This window comes from Pelagibaculum spongiae (assembly GCF_003097315.1).
Classification (GTDB): Bacteria; Pseudomonadota; Gammaproteobacteria; order Enterobacterales; family Pelagibaculaceae; genus Pelagibaculum; species Pelagibaculum spongiae.
The window spans coordinates 189,050-209,518 of the sequence record NZ_QDDL01000006.1; the positions used below are offsets into that span (position 1 = coordinate 189,050).

At 43.2% G+C, this 20,469-nt stretch carries 18 protein-coding genes; 9 read left to right on the forward strand and 9 right to left on the reverse strand.

All coding sequences use genetic code 11. From position 1 onward, the window contains the following. Positions 1 to 7 precede the first annotated feature (7 nt). Both surA and DC094_RS15010 read right to left on the reverse strand, forming a co-directional pair. The gene (surA, locus tag DC094_RS15005) at positions 8 to 1,315 is read right to left on the reverse strand and encodes a peptidylprolyl isomerase SurA (protein WP_116687940.1); all 1,308 of its coding nucleotides are present in this window, start codon (positions 1,313 to 1,315) and stop codon (positions 8 to 10) included. After that, complete coding sequence (locus DC094_RS15010; protein WP_116687941.1) at positions 1,312 to 3,531, reverse strand: LPS-assembly protein LptD; 2,220 nt, start codon at positions 3,529 to 3,531, stop codon at positions 1,312 to 1,314. Before DC094_RS15010 ends, surA begins: the two co-directional genes overlap by 4 nt. A gap of 229 nt (positions 3,532 to 3,760) precedes the next feature. Here DC094_RS15010 and DC094_RS15015 point away from each other — a divergent pair, with 229 nt between their 5' ends. Together DC094_RS15015 and murU are read left to right on the forward strand one after the other, a co-directional pair. Then, the gene (locus DC094_RS15015) at positions 3,761 to 4,753 is read left to right on the forward strand and encodes an aminoglycoside phosphotransferase family protein (protein WP_116687942.1); all 993 of its coding nucleotides are present in this window, start codon (positions 3,761 to 3,763) and stop codon (positions 4,751 to 4,753) included. Positions 4,754 to 4,760: 7 nt separating this feature from the next. Beyond that, positions 4,761 to 5,483, forward strand: a complete 723-nt coding sequence (gene murU, locus DC094_RS15020; protein WP_116687943.1) for an N-acetylmuramate alpha-1-phosphate uridylyltransferase MurU — start codon at positions 4,761 to 4,763, stop codon at positions 5,481 to 5,483. A gap of 591 nt (positions 5,484 to 6,074) precedes the next feature. Here the strand turns inward: murU and DC094_RS15025 are convergent. From DC094_RS15025 to crp, 3 genes are all read right to left on the reverse strand, one after another. Continuing rightward, complete coding sequence (locus DC094_RS15025) at positions 6,075 to 6,545, reverse strand: pilin (RefSeq protein ID WP_116687944.1); 471 nt, start codon at positions 6,543 to 6,545, stop codon at positions 6,075 to 6,077. Positions 6,546 to 6,965: 420 nt separating this feature from the next. Next, complete coding sequence (locus DC094_RS15030) at positions 6,966 to 8,720, reverse strand: OmpP1/FadL family transporter (protein WP_116687945.1); 1,755 nt, start codon at positions 8,718 to 8,720, stop codon at positions 6,966 to 6,968. Positions 8,721 to 9,012: 292 nt separating this feature from the next. Continuing rightward, on the reverse strand, positions 9,013 to 9,645 hold the full coding sequence (crp, locus tag DC094_RS15035) for a cAMP-activated global transcriptional regulator CRP (protein WP_116687946.1): 633 nt from the start codon (positions 9,643 to 9,645) through the stop codon (positions 9,013 to 9,015). Positions 9,646 to 10,136: 491 nt separating this feature from the next. Between crp and DC094_RS15040 the strand changes: the two genes are divergently transcribed. Continuing rightward, positions 10,137 to 10,565: an OsmC family protein gene (locus tag DC094_RS15040; RefSeq protein ID WP_116687947.1), complete on the forward strand. Its 429-nt coding sequence runs from the start codon at positions 10,137 to 10,139 to the stop codon at positions 10,563 to 10,565. Positions 10,566 to 10,750: 185 nt separating this feature from the next. Further along, positions 10,751 to 11,560, forward strand: coding sequence for an adenosylmethionine decarboxylase (gene speD, locus DC094_RS15045; RefSeq protein ID WP_116687948.1), 810 nt, complete (start codon positions 10,751 to 10,753; stop codon positions 11,558 to 11,560). A gap of 45 nt (positions 11,561 to 11,605) precedes the next feature. On the opposite strand, the gene DC094_RS15050 is transcribed toward speD, so the two are convergent. The 3 genes from DC094_RS15050 to DC094_RS15060 form a co-directional block, all read right to left on the reverse strand. Beyond that, positions 11,606 to 12,001 carry a hypothetical protein gene (locus tag DC094_RS15050; RefSeq protein ID WP_116687949.1) on the reverse strand — a complete coding sequence of 132 codons (396 nt, stop codon included), beginning with the start codon at positions 11,999 to 12,001 and terminating at the stop codon, positions 11,606 to 11,608. Positions 12,002 to 12,151: 150 nt separating this feature from the next. After that, the gene (locus DC094_RS15055) at positions 12,152 to 12,550 is read right to left on the reverse strand and encodes a hypothetical protein (protein WP_116687950.1); all 399 of its coding nucleotides are present in this window, start codon (positions 12,548 to 12,550) and stop codon (positions 12,152 to 12,154) included. Positions 12,551 to 12,593: 43 nt separating this feature from the next. Next, positions 12,594 to 13,262 carry a class I SAM-dependent methyltransferase gene (locus DC094_RS15060; RefSeq protein ID WP_116687951.1) on the reverse strand — a complete coding sequence of 223 codons (669 nt, stop codon included), beginning with the start codon at positions 13,260 to 13,262 and terminating at the stop codon, positions 12,594 to 12,596. A 124-nt stretch (positions 13,263 to 13,386) separates the two neighbouring features. Between DC094_RS15060 and DC094_RS15065 the strand changes: the two genes are divergently transcribed. From DC094_RS15065 to yiaY, 5 genes are all read left to right on the forward strand, one after another. After that, positions 13,387 to 14,058, forward strand: a complete 672-nt coding sequence (locus DC094_RS15065; RefSeq protein ID WP_116687952.1) for a DUF3047 domain-containing protein — start codon at positions 13,387 to 13,389, stop codon at positions 14,056 to 14,058. Then, a complete protein-coding gene (locus DC094_RS15070; RefSeq protein WP_116687953.1) occupies positions 14,055 to 14,441 on the forward strand; it encodes a nucleotide pyrophosphohydrolase in 387 nt (128 codons plus the stop codon). The genes DC094_RS15065 and DC094_RS15070 overlap by 4 nt, the downstream gene beginning before the upstream one ends. Positions 14,442 to 14,628: 187 nt before the next feature. Then, the gene (locus DC094_RS15075) at positions 14,629 to 15,969 is read left to right on the forward strand and encodes a 4Fe-4S dicluster domain-containing protein (protein ID WP_116687954.1); all 1,341 of its coding nucleotides are present in this window, start codon (positions 14,629 to 14,631) and stop codon (positions 15,967 to 15,969) included. A gap of 8 nt (positions 15,970 to 15,977) precedes the next feature. Continuing rightward, on the forward strand, positions 15,978 to 16,523 hold the full coding sequence (locus tag DC094_RS15080; protein ID WP_116687955.1) for a BMC domain-containing protein: 546 nt from the start codon (positions 15,978 to 15,980) through the stop codon (positions 16,521 to 16,523). A 774-nt stretch (positions 16,524 to 17,297) separates the two neighbouring features. Next, positions 17,298 to 18,449 carry an L-threonine dehydrogenase gene (gene yiaY / locus DC094_RS15085; protein WP_116687956.1) on the forward strand — a complete coding sequence of 384 codons (1,152 nt, stop codon included), beginning with the start codon at positions 17,298 to 17,300 and terminating at the stop codon, positions 18,447 to 18,449. A 421-nt stretch (positions 18,450 to 18,870) separates the two neighbouring features. Here the strand turns inward: yiaY and DC094_RS15090 are convergent, their stop codons facing one another. Further along, positions 18,871 to 20,244: an iron-containing alcohol dehydrogenase gene (locus DC094_RS15090; RefSeq protein ID WP_241504064.1), complete on the reverse strand. Its 1,374-nt coding sequence runs from the start codon at positions 20,242 to 20,244 to the stop codon at positions 18,871 to 18,873. Positions 20,245 to 20,469 lie beyond the last annotated feature (225 nt).

Consider the following 20,469-nt stretch of genomic DNA (forward strand, 5'->3'; position numbering starts at 1 on the left):
TTTTCAATTATTCGGTGGTTGTATTTGCTGCTTTGCCAATGATCTGCACATAGGCATTGTCACGAATTTCGCGTAACCAAGTATTTAATTCTTCGTCAAACTTACGACGATAAATTAACTGGCGCGCTTGGTTTTTCTTCACTTCTTCAGAAGAATCTTGTTGGCGACGGTCGACCAATTGCATCATGTGCCAGCCAAACTGACTCTTGAAAGGTTGGCTGATTTCATTTGGTTTCAAGCGGTTCATGGTTTGCTCAAATTCTGGAACAAATTGTCCAGGCTTGGCCCAACCGAGATCTCCACCATTAATGGCACTGCCAGCATCTTGGGAATAACTGCTTGCTAGATCTGCAAAGGATTCACCTTGTGCTAAACGTTTTTTCAGCTTGAGCAGTTGTAATTTGGCTTGTTGGTCAGAAACCACTGCGGTGGTTTTGATCAAAATATGGCGGGCATTAGTTTCGGTCACCATAACTCTAGCTTCGCCGCGGCGATCGTTAACCTGAAAAATATGGTAACCGCTAGCACTACGAATTAACTGGCTATGTTGGCCGGGCTTGACCTTTTCGACTGCTGAAGCAAACAAGCCAGGTAACTGGTTGAGTTTTCTCCAACCAAAGGCACCGCCTTCTAATGCGCGTTGGCCATCAGAACTGCTGACCGCCATTTGGGCAAAGTCTTTGCCATTATCTAGCAGCTTGATAATGCCTTCAGCTTCAGCTTTTGCTGCCTGAATTTGATCCGGTGTCGCTTCTGATGGGAAGGCAACCAAAATGTGTGACAGATTGAGCTCAGTATTATTTTGCTGCTGACCGGCGCTGGATTTGAGCAGGTTTTCAACTTCCTGTTCGCTGATTTGAATCCGGCGACCTACCGTGCTCTGACGCAAGCGTGAAATAGCCAATTCTTGACGAATATCTTCGCGGAATTGACTGTAATCCATGCCTTGGCCTTCTAGCTGGACTTTCAACTGAGGCAGGCTGATTTTATTGGCGCTAGCGGTGCGTAATAATGCATCGTTAAGGGTTTTGTCATCAATTTGCACGCTGGCACGAGTGGCCATTTGCAGCTGAATTGAATCAACAATTAAACGATCTAACACCTGCTGCTTTAAAACATCGGCTGGCGGTAATTGTGTACCGGTTTGTCTGAGTCGGGCACTAATACTTTCGATCCGTCGATCCAGTTCACTTTGCAGTACAACTGAGTCATCAACCACTACAACAACGCTGTCGAGTGCTTGTTCTTTTGCCTGAGCGCCCTGAATGCCCAGTGCCATCATCAGGGCCAGTAGTGTTCCTTGAACCGGTCTCATGGATTTTCTCCAGTTAAATTTTGGTCAGAAAAATCTGGCATCCAGCGCTCCAGCAATTGCTGGGAATTATCGCCAAAGCCGGCCAGACCTTTCAGTTGTAAGCGTAAAAGCAGACCTTCTTGCCAGGTTTCTGGCAAATCACTGCTGCTGTCGAGGTAGCGTCGGTAGCCTACTTGCACCGACCAGCAACAATCGGAATATTCTAAACCCGCCAGCGTTTCTTGGCTAAGATGGTTATCGAAATCGTATTGCCAGCCACCAAAGGCAGACCAGCGATCATTAATCTTGTTCCAAAAGCCAACGCCTGCTTGAAGTACTGCATCTTCGCGGCGTCTCAAACGTAGGCGATAGCGATCTCGCTGGTTTTTCCATACCAACGCCAAATCGGCTAGCTCAATTTTATCGCGCGCCGATACTGACAGACTTAAGCTGAGCGGATCATCTGGCAGTAAGTTTAAATAGGCTGCTAGTGGTGTAGTCGCTAAACCATCATCTATCTGTAGATTTCGGTCGAGGTAATAACCACGGGCAATCCCTATTTCTGCTAGTGCGCGACCGCTATCAGAGAACCATTCTGCTTCTACACCGAGTGATAATCGATCGGCTGCGGCAACTTGGTCGTAGCCACTATAGCGCCATGGGCTGAATAAGCGATCGTAGCTGAAATCCAGTAAGCGAGTATCAAAGTTAGGGATGTCGCTTTGATCTTTTTCACTGATATTCAAATAGTAAATTCTTGGTGTCAGATTGATTGTGCTATCTGAACGATTATTTTCCAGAAACAACTTACCACCTAATGTGGTGATTGACTGACTGAGAGAATTTCGTTGTTGTCCTTTGAGATAATATTGACGATGAAGTGCGCCTAAACTGACATCTAACTGCCAAGCTTGACTATTTTTTTGCCATTGCAAGGTCGGGTTAATAACTAGTCGATTACCCGAATCTACCACTGAATTTTGTCTGCTATATCTAGCGGCTTGACTGTATAAATCCAACCGGAAATCAGACGCATGTAACAGCTTCCCTGACCATTCAAGAGACGGTTCTACTCGCCATAATGCAGTGTTGTCAGATAATGGTTGGTAATCGAGCCATTCGGCACGAGCCATCCAGCTTTCAGCTTCACGAGTCAGTGTCCAATGGCGTTCTAGGCGATCATCGGTGGTATTGGAAAATGAATTACCCAAATCATTGAAGTAATTTCTATCGCTGACTTCCTGATATAAAAAATCAGATTGCCAGTTAGCAAAAGTGGCTTGATGATCCAACTTCAAACTGAAGCGATTATCCTCAGTTCTGCCATCTTTGACCGCCTGATTATCGCCCGGTAACAATGAGTAATTAATCTGATATTGCTGTTTTTGTCCCAGATAGCGGAACTCACCGCCTAGCAATAAACCCCGGTTATAGATATAACGCGGCGTCAACGTCAGGTCGTAATTAGGCGCTAGGTTAATGTAATAGGGCTGGCTATAGTCGATGGACTTGCCACTACCACCAGACAAATTCAGTGTCAGATCTGGATATAGCAAACCGGTTTTGCGGCGGTCATCCAGCGGGAAGTTAATCGTAGGGATCCACAGTACCGGCACATCTGAGATACGTAGAACGGCGTTATCCATTGAGCCCCAGCCCTGCTCACGATCGAGCTCAATGGTCTGGGCTTGCAGTTTCCAAAATGGCTCCGGCTGAGGGCAGCGGCTATACCAAGCATTTTTCAACTCAAGCTTTTTATCTGGCTGTTCAGTGAGTGTTTGCGCGCCTCCCTGAATGCCTTGCTGGCCCAGTTTGAAGCTAGCGTCTTTTAAACTGGAGCCACCGTTAGCAAGGTCGAGCTTGGCATCGTTGCCGGTAAAAATTTCATAACTGCGGGTAATTTGTACTTCGCCATCAATGACAACTTTTTCACCAGCAGCATCCACTCGAGCTGCATCAGTCTTTAGATAAAGACCATTCTTGCGCAGAGTGACATTGCCTTTTAAAAGCGCGCCAGACTGTTGATCAAATTCGATCTTATCTGCTTCACCCTGGACACGCTCATCCAAGAGGGATTCCAACTGGCCGGGAGTGCCGTATAAACGGCATTCTTCACTATCCGGAACTGGATTTTCGATGGGGCCAGTGAAGCTTGGTAGGTCGTTGAGGTCCTGACTGGTAGCTGCGTTACTGATCGACAGCAGCGAAACCAACCCCAGCGTTGTCACCTTGTTCATCAAACCTGTATCACCCCTGTCAAAACCTATAAGATGGCCGAGCCGAGCATACTAACCTAGGGTCTGGTAACACTAAAGTAATCTGGTCTGCTCATGATCACTTTTGTACATTTATATGTGTATTTGTTTAGATGTTGAAGTGAGCAAAAGCAGCAAAAGCAACCAAAGCTCCAGTACCCTGATATATCATATCGAAAGCCTATAGCATTGAACGCTAGTAAAGAGACTCATGGATCAACGACAGCAACAATTATCCCATTGGATTGGCGAACATTTTAATATTCAGCCTCCGCAGCTTACCACTGTTAGCGGCGACGCCAGCTTCCGTCGATATTTCCGATTTGAACTGCAAGGCAAGCCACTGATTGTGGTTGATGCACCGCCGCCGCAGGAAGATTGCCACTCATTCGTTGCGATTGCCCGATATTGGCATAGCCAAGGAATTCACACCCCAGAAGTATTAGCAGTGGACTTTGAACTGGGATTTATGTGTCTAGAAGACTTTGGTGACCAGTTATTGCGGCCACTGCTGGATGATAAAAAAGCAGCTAGCCAATATTATCAACAGGCGTTAACTGACCTAGTTGCGGTGCAGAAATTATCGAATACTAGCCAATTGCCCCGCTATGACGATGCACTGTTAATGCGTGAGCAAATGTTGCTGAAAGACTGGCTGATAGGTGAGCACTTACAGCTGCAATTATCTTCAGATGAAGCACAGCTATTAGATGATACTTTTCATCTGCTGAGTGAAAGCGCACAACAACAATTGCAAGTCACAGTGCATCGTGATTACCACAGCCGCAACCTGATGCTATTGCCAAACCAGAATATCGGCATGATTGATTTTCAAGATGCCGTGTTTGGTCCAGTGACTTACGACGTGGTTTCATTATTAAAAGATTGTTATATCGCTTGGCCGCGACAGCAGCAGTTGCAATGGCTCGAACATTGGGCGCAGCAAGCAAAGTCGGCGGGCCTTGAATTACCAGAGCAAAAGCAATTAATTCGAGATTTTGATTTAATCGGCATGCAGCGCCATTTTAAAGCGGCGGGTATCTTTGCTCGATTGAATCATCGAGATGGCAAGCCGGGTTATATGGCCGACATTCCAAGAACTCTTGGTTATGCGATAGAAGTTTGTCAGCTTTACCCTGAATTTGAAAAGCTCGGTGAATTTTTACAGCAACGGGTAATGAAACCTTTAATTTCGGCACAGTAAATTAATCATGAAAAAACCAGCTGATCAACCTCTTCGGCCAATCACTACTGCAATGTTGCTGGCGGCAGGCCGTGGTGAGCGAATGCGCCCGTTAACGGACCATACGCCTAAGCCGTTATTACAGGCAGGCGATAAACCATTAATTGAACATCATCTACAGAAGTTAGCAGCTGCTGGCTTTAAAAAAGTGGTGATTAATTTAGCCTGGCTCGGCCAGAAAATAGAAGATTATTTAGGCGATGGTAATCAGTTTGGTTTGCAGATTGTTTATTCTCACGAAGTTCAAGCGCTTGAGACAGGCGGTGGTATTTTTCAGGCTTTGCCATTATTAAAAAATAATAAAGGTGAGGCTGAACCATTCGCCCTGGTAAATGGTGATGTGTTTAGTGAGCTAGATTATCAAAAGCTAACAGCACTACCTGCTGGTTCATTGGCGCATTTGTTTTTGGTAGATAACCCGACACACAACCCTCAGGGAGATTTTATTCTTGAAGCTGGTTGGGTTTATGACAGAAACCAACCGCAACAAGCTGCAGGCTTAACCTTTTCAGGTTGCTCTATATTAGACCCAAGTATTTTTTTAGATCAGAGTGCAGGGAAGTTTCCTTTAGCACCGATTCTTCGTAACTTTATGCTGCAAGAAAAAGTGACAGGAGAAAAACAAACTGATTTTTGGCTAGACGTGGGAACGCCTGAACGGTTAGATTATTTAAATAATAAACTTGGGTAAGAACCTATAAGCGTTTATGGGACTGACTACGGATTTTCAGGGTAATCAATAAAAAAGACTTTAGGTCATAGTGCCTAGTGCAATTTTGTGGTGCATATTCTTTAATAATAATTAACTGGTGCTAATTTGAACCAGAGATAAACCTCCTGTTGATATATGATGACTTACAATGCCATTCTGTGTGGCCTGAGAGTTTACGGCTTCCTGCTTTTGCAGTGTAATAAAATATATAGTTTCCTCTTGCCTTTGACTGATGGATGACATCAACTCGATACTCTCCAGAGCCAACGATATGCACTTTTGTTTCAACTCTGATTGTTCCGATCTGTTTCTTATATGGTTTTTAAATTTCAAACAATGTAGGGCGGTAAAAATTCTTGGATTATTTAATGAGGTTGTTGAATTGACGTACAGGTCAACAAGTCATTTAAGATCGTATAAAAATGATAACTAATGGTTGAATTAGTTATCATTTATCTTTGTTGGGAATTTTTTATTAGTAAAGTGGCTACCATGGAAAAAAGCCTACAAAAAATTGTAGGCTCGGTTGTTGATGCGTTTTTATAGAAGAGATGCTTTTAAATAATTGGCTTATCTGCAGCCAGCTGGAGCATATAGTGGCTTAACTTTATCGCCGTTCTTTTTTGCATTGGATTCACATGACCAAGAAACTGCCCCAGGGTGTTCTTGGTTATCCATTTTTGCAATATAATTAACATATTCAGTGTGGTTTCCAAGTTGCAACCAAGCACTAATTTGATAGCTATGATACCGACCAATATATTCATTTCCTGCCAAGCTAGTGTAAATAAGCCCAGTGCTTCCTTGAATTGTGATTGGATCCCAATATCTTTTTTCAGCATTTGTTGGGAAGCGCAGTTTCATAGCAGCAAATTCTTCTATTTCACCTTGTCTTTCGGCAATTCCACCAAGTATTTCTGTAAATTGAGCACGTTGGATATGCTCTTTATATAGGGGAAGTGCTAATGCCGTTAAAATTCCAAGGGCAGCCATCATGATCATAATTTCAATCAGAGTAAATCCAGAGTTAAGTTTTTTCATTGAGCACCTCAGTGATGAAAATTCCTGAATCCTTTCATGAAATTATCGAATTGATATATAAGTAAATGACCCAGTTAAGATCGGATATAAATGAAAACTAATATTTGAATTGGTTCTCATTTATTACCTGCGAACGGTTTTTTTAGGTGCTTAAAGGGAATTGGGTCGCGAAATGTTCAGATCTACGGTAAAGAAAAAGGAACTAGTCGACATAGTGCCTAGCTAATAAATTAAAAGCAGAGTTTTACTTTGAATATAAAAGAGTAAAAAAGGCGGGATGGATCATTGAAGCCAACGCTGTAAGAGATCGCTAGAAGTGAAAATGGAGGGGCTGAACCGGAGATCGCTAGCTTGCTATTCCTTCAGCAAGCCAGCAAATGAAAAGGGGGGAATCAGCCGGTCAGCCCCATAAACCGGAGATTAGAATCGGCGGTTATATTGAATGCCTACCAAGTAGGCGGTGGACTTAAATGTGCCGCTCGTGGTGTGGTTGTTAGTAGTCGTAGTAGGAACAAGACCAACGCCTTGGTAATCACTTACGTCAAGACCTAGGTCTGCTACGATATCCGATACAGCCAATACTGGTGCAGGTAAGTCATTTCCACCATAGTCGTTGTAATCAACTCGAGAATCTTCAAAAGCGATCCATGAGAAGCCAAAGTCGATGGTTTCGTTTTTACCGAGCATGTAATTAGCACCGAAAGAGAAAACCTGGCGATCTGAATCGGGTAAGCCTGGGTTGCGCTTTCCTTTGGGCGAAGGTGACTGGTCGATGGCATAGCCTGCTCTGAGGCTTAAGCGAGGCGTATATTGAAATTCGCCACCTAGGGAAAAACGCCATACATCTTCAAATGCAAGTACGGCAACACCATCTTTAAGTTGATTATCAAAATTGATTTGCAGATTTTGTACCGCAGACCATTGTGTCCAGGTTAAGTCAGACATTAATGATAAGCGATCATTTAATTGATGATAAGTATGAAAGGATGCAACGGCAGGCGTGGTAAATTCTAAATCAGCTTCACCGTCAGTAAATAGTTGATCAGAAAGGAGTGTGTTAACAATTTCTGCCACTTGTAACCCGTTTACTACAAGGTTAACTGCATCATTTCCTAGAAAAACACCGTCTTTGTCTTCGAGAGCTTTTTGATGGGCTTTTTCGTTAACAGTCCAGTCGGTTTCTACCGTTAATTCATGAACAATTTTTGAACGATAACTTAGACCAAAACGTTGTCCGATCCATGGCTCATACATCATGCCCATATTGAAACCAAAGGCGACATCGATACCTTCGATATCTAGCCGACTATCATTTTCATAGTTATTGGTTTCAACTAAGGGTGACAGAGCGTCATTAACCTTGGAGGTCAAACCATCTATCGCATTGATTGCAAATCCCAGTTGATCTTTTGCACCTGAATTTGCACATGCTGCATCAAACGTGAAACCTTCATTATTTAATGCCAAAGGATTAAAATCGTTTGATAATGCGCAGCTGGTGCTTTCAGAAATTCGGTTAGCGAAGATTGCTTTTAAATCCCGACCTGCTGTATTTACCGTGCCAGTAACACCGGCGATTAAATCAGTGGCGCGAGTCATTTTAACTGACATCACTTCAGCAGTGGCACCAAAACCAAAAGAAAGCTGGCGGTTAAATTTCCAAGCAATAGAAGGGTTAAAATTCAGTGCTGCAATTTGAGATTCGGTACCGTCATATCGGCCAATCCAGTTATCGTTGAAATCACCTTGAATGGCGTAGGGTGCATCTATAGCCAAACCGAAAAATAGATCATCACTAAATTGATAACTGACATAGGTCTGCGGAATCGGTGTTGGTTTTACTGGGTCTCCCGCATCGCCACCCTCAATAGGTGTGCCGCCCTGATCATGGTTATAAACAGTAGTTGAGCCATCATTCTCAAAATCGATGCTGGCATCTGCCACCAACATTGCACCGGCAACTTGCAAGCCTGTGAAACGGGTTAAACTGGCAGGGTTAGCATATTGCGCACTTGGGTCATGAATTGCTGCGGCGTTTGAGTTGGCAGTACCTAGCGCACTAACGCTCATTGATGGTGTGGCGATACCTGCGGCATGGGCAACTTGAGTTTGTAACAGGACCAGTGAAATAGCACCGGCAATAGAAGATAAAGAATAACGTACAACTGATTTCATAAGTTGCGCCCCCCCAGGCTACAACCCACCTCTATATTGAGGCAGAGCTTTATTGTTATGGTTTTTGCTGTGGCAGTTGAAAAGCTTTCCGTGCTTTGTGAACCATGCTACGTGTCGAATCTGAGGGGGGGTAGCGAAAACACTAGTATGTCTGGCAGATATAAGGAGCATGTTGTTACAGCACGGAACAAACAGAAAGGTTGGTCAGGTAGACCTGTAATGTAGATGTTGTGGCGCATCTTTAATGGGGAAGCAAGCCGACAATCATTGAAGGCTTGCTAAAATCAATGGTTTAGCGAGTCCCGTAAACCACCATGGTTTTTCCCTTGGCAGTAATTAGGCCCCGGTCTTCCAGTTCTCGAATCACTCGACCAACCATTTCGCGAGAACAACCCACAATACGACCTAGTTCCTGGCGAGTGACTTTGATTTGCATGCCTTCGGGATGTGTCATGGCATCGGGCTCTTTGCAAAGCTCCATTAAGGTTGCTGCAACACGACCGGTGACATCAACAAAGGCTAGATCAGAAACTTTCTGACTGGTTTTCTTTAAGCGCAATGCCATTTGTGATGATAAGCGGAACAAAATAGAGGGATCTTCGTTTACTAACTGGCGAAACCGGGTATAGCTAATCTCAGCCACTAAACACTCTGTTCGGGCTTTGATCCAAGCGCTTCGGCCATCTGAGCTTTCAAAGAAACCCATTTCACCAAAAAAGTTACCTTGGCTTAAATAGGTGAGAATAATTTCTCGGCCATCGTTTTCTTCCATCATTACCGAAACTGAACCGCGAATGATGTAGTAAAGCGTATCGGGTTCGTCTCCAGCACAAATAATCGTAGTCTTTGGCGGGTATTGCTTTCGATGACAGTTCTTTAGGAACTTCTCGATTGTTTCATCTGGTGCAGGGGGTTGAAAAAGCATATCTGAGTCCTAAAGTGCCTGAAAATTCCTTCTACCAAAGCGTAGAGCAGAGCTGACTAAGCTGCTGATTGATCGTCAATCTTTGGCTATTGGTCACACAATGATTAATCGGATTAAGAGGGTAGTACTGATAATTTTAACGCCTGACTACTTTACAACAAATAGCAGCAGGTTGGACTTAATATGATGGATAAAGTTGCGGTAGGCTGTGAGTTGATTTATAAAAAACATTTTTAGCTAATAAAGGGTCTGTATTCATGCTTAAACGCGCGTGAATACCTATAAACTATAAATACGACAGATTGTTTTGTTGGTGAATGTTTTTTAATAAATAATTTATCTGTGATATTTATCTTGAGATTAAACTTAATGGCTCGGGTATAACCCTGCATCTTGAGCTGAACGGGGTATATGTTACATTGCGAGCCTATTCCAGAGATAGGTTTTCAATAACAAACTGGAAGCAACTTGCTGTAATCAGAGGTAGATCTATGAATGTAAAAGTCGATTGGTCTGGGAATATGACCTTTACCGCAACATCCGGTAGCGGACACCAAGTGTTAATGGATGGCCCGCCAGCAGCTGGCGGAGAAAACAAAGGTCCGCGGCCGATGGAAATGATGCTGATGGGCATGGGAGGCTGCACCTCATTTGATGTTAAAGCAATGCTCAACAAGTCTCGTCAAGATGTCACTGGCTGTGAGGTAGAGTTGCAAGCGGAGCGTGCTGATGCAGTGCCGGCGGTTTTTACTAAAATTCATTGCCATTTCAAAGTAACCGGCCGCAATTTGAAAGAAGCGCTGGTTAAAAGAGCGGTGGCCCTGAGTGCTGAAAAATATTGTTCCGCTTCGATCATGTTTAATGATGCAGGCGTGGAAATCAGTCATAGCTATGAAATTCATCAGCAAGATCTAGCTTGATTGGGTAGCTGATCACTGGCAGTAAAAAAACGCGATTTTTTGCAAGGCCGGTGATAAGATTCGCGCCATGCCTGTCAGTGCGTTGGATGGTGCCCAGTCTGACTGCAGGAACTCACTAATTTTATTGTCAAATTCAAACATGTTGCCCGGCTCAAGCACCAGAGTTTTGGGCAGGAGAAGTAGCCTTGGCAAGCGGTAAAAAAGTGCAGCTGCTGGGTTTTAATAACCTAACTAAAAGTCTCAGCTTTAATATTTACGATATCTGTTATGCACAATCTCGTGCCCATCGACAGGAATACATCGAGTATATTGATGAAGTCTATAATGCTGAGCGATTAACCCAGATATTGACCGAAGTAACCGATATTATCGGTGCCAATGTTTTAAATATTGCTCGCCAAGATTACGAGCCCCAAGGTGCCAGCGTTACTATGCTGATTTCTGAAGGGCCAGTTGATGCCAAACCATTTGCCGATGAAAAGCCAGGCCCGTTGCCTGACTCTGTTGTTGCGCACTTGGATAAATCACATATTACGGTTCATACCTATCCAGAAACCCACCCTGATAATGGTATTTGTACTTTCCGTGCCGATATTGATGTATCTACTTGTGGTGTTATTTCGCCCTTGAAGGCATTGAATTATTTAATTCATTCCTTTGATTCAGATATCGTAACCACCGATTATCGAGTACGTGGCTTTACTCGAGATGTCGAAGGGAACAAGCATTATATCGACCATGAAATAAATTCAATTCAGAACTTTATTGCTGAAGATACCCGCGATAAATATCAAATGATAGATGTAAATGTTTTCCAAGAAAATATCTTTCATACCAAAATGTTGTTAAATGAATTTGATTTAAACAATTATTTATTTGGTAGTGGCGCTGATGAATTCACGCCTAAGCAGCGCGATCGAATTCGCCAACTGTTAAGGCATGAAATGCTCGAAATTTTCTATTCTAGAAATATGCCGCTAAATAGTAGCTTGTGATTTTTTATTGTGACTTTAAAAAAGGCGAGAATTTTCTCGCCTTTTTTATTTCTGAATCGGTTTCAATAATAATGCAGAAAAATAGCTGACGCTAAGCGCTAAGATAGGATTGGTGATTGAAACCAGCATCCAAAGCCACACCCGTCTATTAAGCTTGTGGATAATAATTGCCAGCACAACATAGTAAGAGATAACAGAGAATCCAAACAAGATCATAAGATAGATTCTGGGAAATTTTTCGATAACTGAAGTATCAAAAACAACAAGCGCTGGCATGGCAACTATTAACAATAAAATTAATGTTAATAAAACTCTTCCTAACAACAAACCTTCTATATGAGGTTGCTGCTGTTGGTTAATAAGGCTGGCTGGAGAAATGCTATTTAAAATGGCTGGTGAAGTATTGAAAATAGAAGGCTCGATACGCATGGGTTTATTCATGGCGGTTTATACCTCTAGTTTAACTTATCAGAAATATTAGCCTTTTTTGAGTATATTTAACAATTTTTAGTCAGAATGACTACACTTTTGCTGATGATTTTCAGCGTTGTATCAAGTTGGTTAGTTAACTATTTAAAAGCTTCTTTGTTATTAAGATTTTTTCTGTGCTAACGGTTTTAAAAGTAATGCACATATAAAAGATATAGTGTAACCAGCAAAAGGAATGCCGATTGATATAAGCATCCACAGCCAGACGCGTCGGTTTAGTTTTTGAAATATAATGCCTAATAGTGAAAAGAATATTACTGAAGAAATAATAACGAGTGAATATAGATAGAGTTCAGGTAGTCGCTCTGTCAGTGGGTAACCCTTAAAAAGCAAAGCCGCAACGGCAAGCGGGAATGCCCAACATAATATAAGCAAAAGTTTGGCGGTAAAAAGACCTTCCAACTGAGGTTGAGCGCTATTGAGACTGCTGGGAGCAGAATATAGTGACTTTTGATTTTCAGGAGCGAGTTTTTCTTTGTAAAAAGTTGGCTCGATACGCATTTATTAATTCCCAATGATATTTATGATATTACTAAGTTTATTTTTAAGGCTTGCGTAGAATAACGACATCATTGCCAATAATTTCTAACCCAGCCCCCAATTTTTTTGCCAGCCATTCAAAAGTCTCTCTGCTGTAAAAACAAATATGAGTCGGGTCAAGAATGTAATGCCAGCGGCTAAAGGCTTGCTGATCTGTTGCTAGCTTGGTCATTAAGGCTAGTTGGCCGCCAGCTTCTAATAATGACCATAATTGTTTAACAACCTGCTCCGGTTGTGCCAGATGTTCAATCACTTCTGTTGCGGTAATAAATCGGTACTGCTGTTGTAACGGGTCGACTAGTTGGCTGTCCGGAAAATAATATAAATCATATAACGAAATATTATGCCCAGCTTGTTCAAGCATTTTGGCCAATGCAGGCCCGGGGCCGCAACCAAACTCAAGACCCTTAGAATTGGGTTCTAGCTGGGCTAGCAAAGGATCTGATAGCCGAGAAAGAAATTTACGATACCCTAGGTCGAAAGGGTCGTTTTGATGCAAATCATAGAGAGCTTTTTCTTGCTGACTATTTAGATGAAATTTACTAGGTACAAATATTAAGCTGCATTGTGAGCAGTGAAGATATTCTCTGAGTTGCTCGGGCAATGGGCCGGGATGAAGGTCGGTATGAAACAGCGAAGATTCTGTACAATGGCATAATGGACAGCTATTCAAGGTCGCTCCAGACGGTGGTCAGAAAAGAATCTATTCTATACTCAAGCCGCTTCAAGGTGTGATGCTGTCTTGGTATTCAATCGGTTGGTTGTTTAGTTAATCTGCAACATATAAAGGCAGCAATATGAATCTGCGGTATACCTTAAAAATATCAGCTTGTGCATTAGGGCTTTGTTGGAGTTTGCTAAGTGTTAGCGCTACTGCCGAAGTCCTGTTAGATCCGATGCAAATGCAAAATTGGGAAGTTCATGAATTTGTTGAGGGCACCCGATATATTGCCCGTCAAGAAGATCAGCAATCGATGTTAATGGCCAATACCAAACATGGTGCCGGCGGCTATGGGCTGGAAAGATCGCTCAATATTCGTAAAACGCCATGGTTGGTCTGGCGTTGGAAGGCCGATAAATTTCCACAGGTTGATGATGAGCGCGTTAAAGCTGGAGATGATTTTGTTGCCAGGGTCTATGTGATTAAAAAAGGGCTGTTTGGAATTTTTGGCACCAAGGTTATCAACTATGTATTTTCTGCCAAGCAACCCACTGGCAGCCAATGGATAAACCCGTTTACCTCACGCGCAGTCATGATTGCTGCTAGTGGCAATGACTCGCCTAAAGGTGAGTGGATCGAGGTGCGGCGAAATTTAATGCAAGACTGGCAAAAAGTGTGGGGCGAACAGCCAAAATCGCTGGATGCTATTGCCATTATGACCGATGCCGATAACAGCAAAAGCGCCGCAAGAGCTGTTTATGGCCCTATAATGCTGACCTCTCAAGTTGCTAACGGAGTACAGAAGTGAGCAGTCATCAGCATGATTTAAAACGACTACAGCAGCAATTGACCGAATTTCGAGACGATCGAGATTGGCGGCAATTCCATACGCCGAAAAACTTAACTGCAGCATTGGCGATTGAAGCTGGTGAACTACAGCAAGAATTATTGTGGTTAAATGATGCACAAGTAGAACAGACCTTGCTAGAGCCAGAAAAACGAGAAGCGATAGCCGATGAAATGGCAGACGTTCTCGCGTATCTTCTTTTATTATCAGATGTTACCGGTATTGAATTATCTGCAGCATTGGATAAAAAAATCATTAAAAATGCACAAAAATATCCAGCTGACAAATGTCATGGCAGTAGTGAAAAATATCATGCCTACAAAAATCTCAAACCAAAAAAATAACCTTACAAATAAAATGCCGCGATTAGTTTATTTGAAATGAATCTTTCGCGGCGTACTTTCCCTTGACCGGCATCAATCTCACCCCTGTGATAATTCTCTCATGCCTAATTAGTTGATCTATTCCATTGCCGGTAAGTCTGGTGAGGGAGACCCTTGCGCTAATAAATTGAGAATTGGGTCAGGGCAGATGAATCTGATTGAGCAAGTCAGGGATGCAGGTGTTGTCGGTGCCGGCGGTGCAGGCTTTCCTACTCATGTCAAACTCAACGCTAAAGCCGAGTATTTGATCGTCAATGCAGCAGAATGTGAGCCGCTATTGGAAACTGACAAGTTTCTAATGCGCCAGAATGCTGATGAGATGATTGCTGGTGTATTGCTGGCAAAGCAGCAAGTACAGGCTTCTAAAGCGGTTGTAGCACTGAAGGCAAAATATAAAACTGAAATTGCGGTTCTTGAAGAATCGATCGCTCGATTAAATGCCGATGTAGAGATTTTCGGTATGGATAATTATTATCCAGCGGGCGATGAACAAACCATGGTTTATGACGTCACTGGAAGAACCGTTCCGCCTGCAGGTATTCCGTTGCAAGTGGGCTGTGTGGTTTCCAATGTCGGTACATTAATCAATGTGTTCCGTGCTAGCCAGGGAAAATCAGTTACTCGTAAAATTATTACAGTGGTTGGTGAAGTTAAACAGCCTCGGCTGATTGAAGCACCTTTAGGTATGACGCTGGCTGAATGTATTGAAGCAGCAGGCGGCTCAAAACTGGAAGATTACGCGGTGATTCGCGGCGGCCCTATGATGGGACCGATTCTCTATAAAGACCAGCTAGCAGAGTTAACCGTCACCAAAGCTGACGGTGGTTTGATCGTTCTACCGCGTGATCATTATTTGGTTTTGCGTAGCGAAAGAACGCCACAACGTATTCTTAAAGAAACCTTGTCGGCATGTATCCAGTGCGGTTTTTGTACTGAGCAGTGCCCGCGTTTCCAGATTGGCCATGATCTGCATCCACATAAAATGATGCGGGTATTAGGCCGAGTTGAGGAGTATACCCAGGAACATCAGGAAGCTTTATTGTGCTGTGCTTGCGGCATTTGTGAGCTGACGGCATGTCCTATGGATATTTCACCTCGTCAGGTCAATCTGATTATTGCTGACGAATTACGCAAAAAGGGTATTCGTTATCAAGCGCCAGAAACAGACAAGCCAATAACCGGTCGTGAAGGTCGTGATTTTAAGAAAATCCCACCAGAGCGTTTAATTGCACGTATCGGTTTAAGTCCTTATTACCATCAGAAATTGGCCGATTATCTGCCGCTGTATAGTCAGTCGGTAGAAATTTCACTGAGTCAGCATATTGGTGCGCCATGCCAAGCTGTTGTCGCTGTCGGTGATCAGGTTACTGAAGGTCAAATGATTGGACAGGTACCCGCAGAAAAGCTGGGTGCACCGGTTCATGCAAGTATTAGTGGACGTGTGACCGCCATTGAAAATGGTGCAGTTCGTATTTCCGCGGAGGCATAGGAAATAGTATGAAATCCTTAGCTATGATCGAATTTAATAGCATCGCCAAGGGCATGGAATCAGCAGATACTATGACCAAAGCGGCAGAAGTTCGCCTAGAAGAAGCAAAAACGATTTGCCCAGGTAAGTACATTTCTCTGGTATCAGGTGATGTTGCTGCGGTTCAGGCTTCTTTGGAGGCAGGTGTTGCTATAGGTGGGCACCATATTGTCGATCAGTTGTTAATTCCTAATGTTCATCCTCAGGTATTAAACGGCTTACGCGGTATGACACCGCCAACCAAACCTAATGCAGTTGGCGTGCTGGAATTTTTTAGCGTAGCGACTTCAGTATTAGCTTGTGATGCTTCAGCAAAAGCAGCTGATGTAGAAATTATTGAACTGCGGTTGGCCATGGCCATCGGTGGAAAGTCTTTCTACACCATTACTGGTGATGTTTCGGCAGTTCAGGCAGCAGTTGATGCCGGTGCAGCAATCGGCCAAGAAAATGGTCTGTTAATTCATAAGGCGGTTATCCCATCGCCAACGGATGAATTCTTTAACACTTTGTTGTAAAAAATTCGTTTGATAAAAACCGGTGGCTTATTCGTAAGCCACCGGTTTTTATTTACAAGGACGTAATGTATTCCGCAAAGAAGCAGGATGCTGGTGCGGTTATTTACAAGGACGTAATGTATGTCGCTGGACCATGGTGCAATTTATTCCAACGGTTGATGTTTGAATTTATCGAGTGGTAACTGACCTATTGTTTGCCCGGTATTTGTTGAACGCACCGAACGTTGCAGGTCGCGCTTACGGCTGCTCCGTGCAACCTACGTGGGCAAATAAAAAAATATGAGTGTTGGAAGACTGTGACTTCCTCGCCATTTCTCATACCCGAATATCAAAAAACCATTTCAGCTTGTTGCGCTTGAGCTTAAATATTCATCTGCTGCCGCCACAAAACCATTAAAGATACTTTTAATACTCCGTCTTTTATCCGTTGTATATTCAGCAAACCAATCAAGAAAATGGCCAACCCCTGCTTAAATTTCTCATGTTCACTTATAAAAAATGAGCTTTGCTAGTTCGTATTCGAAAAAACAAAAGACTTTATTTTCAAATGGTTATACCAATTAAAAACAGCCTTAACTGCTAGTTTATTTATTAAATTCAAGTAATTAAAGTGGTAATACCGATTTGTCAGTCATTGTTGCTTAGTTTGATATGAGTTCGCTACCTCCGATGACATAGGTCAAAAGCGAAATTCTGATTCGGAGTAGTTTCTATATCAGGAAATTTTGTCACGTTATTAATTTTATATTTTAACTATTTGATAGGTGAATAATTATGGCTGCTTATAAGTTTTTCATGCCTGCTGTTAATTTGATGGGTGAAGGATGTCTAAAAGAGGCAGTAGCCGATATTAAAAGTCTGGGTTTCTCCAAAGCATTGATCGTTACCGACAAGCCATTAGTGGAAATCGGTCTGGTAAGCAAGGTTGTAGAAGATCTCGGCGCTGCAGATATTACGAGTTTGGTATTTGACGGTACTCAGCCAAACCCAACCGTAGGTAATGTAGATGCTGGCTTGGAAATGCTAAAGGCATCTGATTGTGATTTTATTATTTCTTTAGGCGGTGGATCTCCACACGATTGCGCCAAAGGTATTGCGTTAGTTGCAGCAAATGGCGGCAGCATTAAAGATTATGAAGGTGTTGACCAGTCTGCCAAGCCGCAAATGCCGCTAGTAGCGATTAATACCACTGCAGGTACCGCATCAGAAATTACTCGTTTCTGCATTATTACTGATGAAGAGCGTCACGTAAAAATGGCGATCGTAGATAAAAACACTACGCCAATTTTATCAGTCAATGATCCTGCATTAATGAAAGATATGCCAAAAAGCCTGACTGCGGCGACCGGTATGGATGCACTGACTCACGCGGTTGAAGCTTATGTTTCAATTATCGCCACACCAGTGACTGACGCCAGCGCATTAATGGCGATTGAATTGGTCGAAAAGTATTTACGCGCAGCGGTTGCCGATGGCGACAACATGCAAGCCCGTGAAAAAATGGCCTACGCACAGCTATTAGCGGGCATGGCATTCAACAACGCAAGCTTGGGTTATGTACATGCGATGGCGCACCAGTTGGGTGGCTTCTACGACTTGCCGCATGGGGTTTGTAACGCAATTCTGTTGCCACATGTTCAGGAATATAACGCGCAGGTTTCTGCTGCTCGCCTGAAAGATGTCGCACGCGCAATGGGCATTAATGTTATGGGGATGTCTGACGACGAAGGCGCGAAAGCCGCATTGGTCGCTATTCGTAAATTAAGTGCTGATATTGGAATTCCTGCAGGCTTGGCAGAATTGGGGGCTAAGGAAGAAGACTTTGCCACTTTGGCAGACAATGCCTTGAAAGATGCTTGTGGCTTCACTAACCCTAAGCAGCCTACCCACGAAGAAGTGTGTGAGATTTACAAAAAAGCCATGTAATTTACATGTGCTAAAAAATTCGTTCTCCGAGTTTTTTAAGTAACTAAAACGCTCTGCCATGGATTGGTGGGGCGTTTTTTTTTGATTTTATGAGATAAATAATTGCTGTCTGGTATTTGGTGAATACTCCGTAGGTTGCACGGAGCGCTAAGCGCGACCTGCAACTTGACCATGGTGCAATTTATTCCAACGGTTGATGTTTGAATTTATAAGGTGGTAACCGACCTATTTGTTTGCCCGGTATTTGTTGAACGCACCGAACGTTGCAGGTCGCGCCTACAGCTGCTCCGTGCAACTTACGTAACATAGAATTAGGTGTCTCAGGATGCGGAGTGTTTATTTATCCACCCTGCTACTCCACTATTATTTCACCTATAAAAAAGCCCCGACATAAGTCGAGGCCTTGTAAAGATTTAAAGCATCAAAGCGCGGCTTTAAAAATTCTTTCAATTGCTTGCTGGTCAACTTCCCGAGGGTTGGTTGAGATACAAGAATCTTTAATTGCATTAGCAGCCATTTCGGCGAGATCTTTTTCCAGTACGCCCAATTCACTTAAATTGGCAGGAATACCCACTTGCATGTTCAAACGAACAATACTTTCAATGGTTTTAATTGCGCATTGGCGAGGATTGTTTAAATCCGTATCGGCAACAATGCCTTTATGGCGGCCAATTGCTGCTAACCGATCTTCAATCACCGGCATATTATAAGCAGACACATGGGGTAGCAGCACCGCATTACAAACGCCGTGTGGTAAATCGTAAAAGCCACCTAACTGATGTGCCATGGCGTGTACCAAACCAAGGCCTGCATTATTAAATGCCATGCCAGCCAAAAATTCGGCATAGGCCATCATTTCGCGAGCTTCCATGTCTTCGCCATTATCTACCGCTCTGGGCAGATAATTTACAATCAGCTCAATCGCTTTACTGGCGCAAGCATCGGTAATCGGGGTTGCCTGGGTAGAAACATAAGCTTCCATGGCATGAGTTAATGCATCCATGCCGGTAGCGGCGGTTAAACCTTTTGGCATGCCGGTCATTAATTCAGGGTCATTTACCGAAATCATCGGTGTGACATGATGATCAACCAAAGCCATTTTTACATGGTTCTTTGGGTTGGTGATGATACAAAAGCGCGTCATTTCTGATGCAGTGCCAGCAGTAGTGTTAATTGCCGCCAGTGGCATTGCTGCTTTGCGAACCTTATCCATACCTTCAAAGTTGCAAACACGACCACCGTTAGTTGCAATTAATGCAATCGCTTTGGCGCAGTCATGCGGTGAGCCGCCACCTAATGAAATGACTAAGTCACATTCATGTTTTTGCAGTAACTTAACGCCGTCATAAACATTGGTAGTGGTCGGGTTCGGCTGGGTGCCATCATAGATAATGGTGTCAATCCCATAACCGTATTCCAGCATGCCCGTGACTTTATCAACCAAGCCGGTAGTGCGAAGTACTTTATCGGTAACCAACAGCGCCTTTTTAAAACCCATTTCCTTGAGTTTGGTACCCAAGCGTTTTAGGCAGCCACGGCCTTGCAAGTTAAGTGGTGGCATATAAAAATCAGGGCCAGCATTTTCTGCTGCCTCGCTGTGGTAACCAATATGTGGCGATTTCTCTTTACTGCTTTTTTGCAGAGGTTCTTCGTGCTCACCAAATGCTAGATGGATTTTTTTTGCAGAGGCTGCATCGCGAGCACCAGGGGTTAAAATCTGGCCCGGACCGATATTTAAAGTCGTTCCACTTGCAAGCTTTTCCACATGATCCTGAGTGATAAGTTGCCTTGCCAAAACACTGCTCCTGGAGGTAAGTAATTAGACGATCTTTACGATGATCTAAGCATACCGAAGCATAAAGATGACTTACTGATAGGTATCAATCGAGATGGTCAAACCAATTTAAAGTTTTAGCTTTTTCAGACTTTGATCACTAAAAATAGCCAGTAATTATTGCTATCGAATGATGCTGTGAATGATGCTGTGAATGATGTTGTAGCTGTATTTAAAATATATGTT

What these genes read in the sequence shown, in the direction of transcription:
- surA (WP_116687940.1), bottom strand. Translation starts at nt 1,315, where the DNA reads ATGAGACCGGTTCAAGGAACACTACTGGCCCTGATGATGGCACTGGGC.
- DC094_RS15010 (WP_116687941.1), bottom strand. Translation starts at nt 3,531, where the DNA reads ATGAACAAGGTGACAACGCTGGGGTTGGTTTCGCTGCTGTCGATCAGT.
- DC094_RS15015 (WP_116687942.1), top strand. Translation starts at nt 3,761, where the DNA reads ATGGATCAACGACAGCAACAATTATCCCATTGGATTGGCGAACATTTT.
- murU (WP_116687943.1), top strand. Translation starts at nt 4,761, where the DNA reads ATGAAAAAACCAGCTGATCAACCTCTTCGGCCAATCACTACTGCAATG.
- DC094_RS15025 (WP_116687944.1), bottom strand. Translation starts at nt 6,545, where the DNA reads ATGAAAAAACTTAACTCTGGATTTACTCTGATTGAAATTATGATCATG.
- DC094_RS15030 (WP_116687945.1), bottom strand. Translation starts at nt 8,720, where the DNA reads ATGAAATCAGTTGTACGTTATTCTTTATCTTCTATTGCCGGTGCTATT.
- crp (WP_116687946.1), bottom strand. Translation starts at nt 9,645, where the DNA reads ATGCTTTTTCAACCCCCTGCACCAGATGAAACAATCGAGAAGTTCCTA.
- DC094_RS15040 (WP_116687947.1), top strand. Translation starts at nt 10,137, where the DNA reads ATGAATGTAAAAGTCGATTGGTCTGGGAATATGACCTTTACCGCAACA.
- DC094_RS15050 (WP_116687949.1), bottom strand. Translation starts at nt 12,001, where the DNA reads ATGAATAAACCCATGCGTATCGAGCCTTCTATTTTCAATACTTCACCA.
- DC094_RS15055 (WP_116687950.1), bottom strand. Translation starts at nt 12,550, where the DNA reads ATGCGTATCGAGCCAACTTTTTACAAAGAAAAACTCGCTCCTGAAAAT.
- DC094_RS15065 (WP_116687952.1), top strand. Translation starts at nt 13,387, where the DNA reads ATGAATCTGCGGTATACCTTAAAAATATCAGCTTGTGCATTAGGGCTT.
- DC094_RS15075 (WP_116687954.1), top strand. Translation starts at nt 14,629, where the DNA reads ATGAATCTGATTGAGCAAGTCAGGGATGCAGGTGTTGTCGGTGCCGGC.
- DC094_RS15080 (WP_116687955.1), top strand. Translation starts at nt 15,978, where the DNA reads ATGAAATCCTTAGCTATGATCGAATTTAATAGCATCGCCAAGGGCATG.
- yiaY (WP_116687956.1), top strand. Translation starts at nt 17,298, where the DNA reads ATGGCTGCTTATAAGTTTTTCATGCCTGCTGTTAATTTGATGGGTGAA.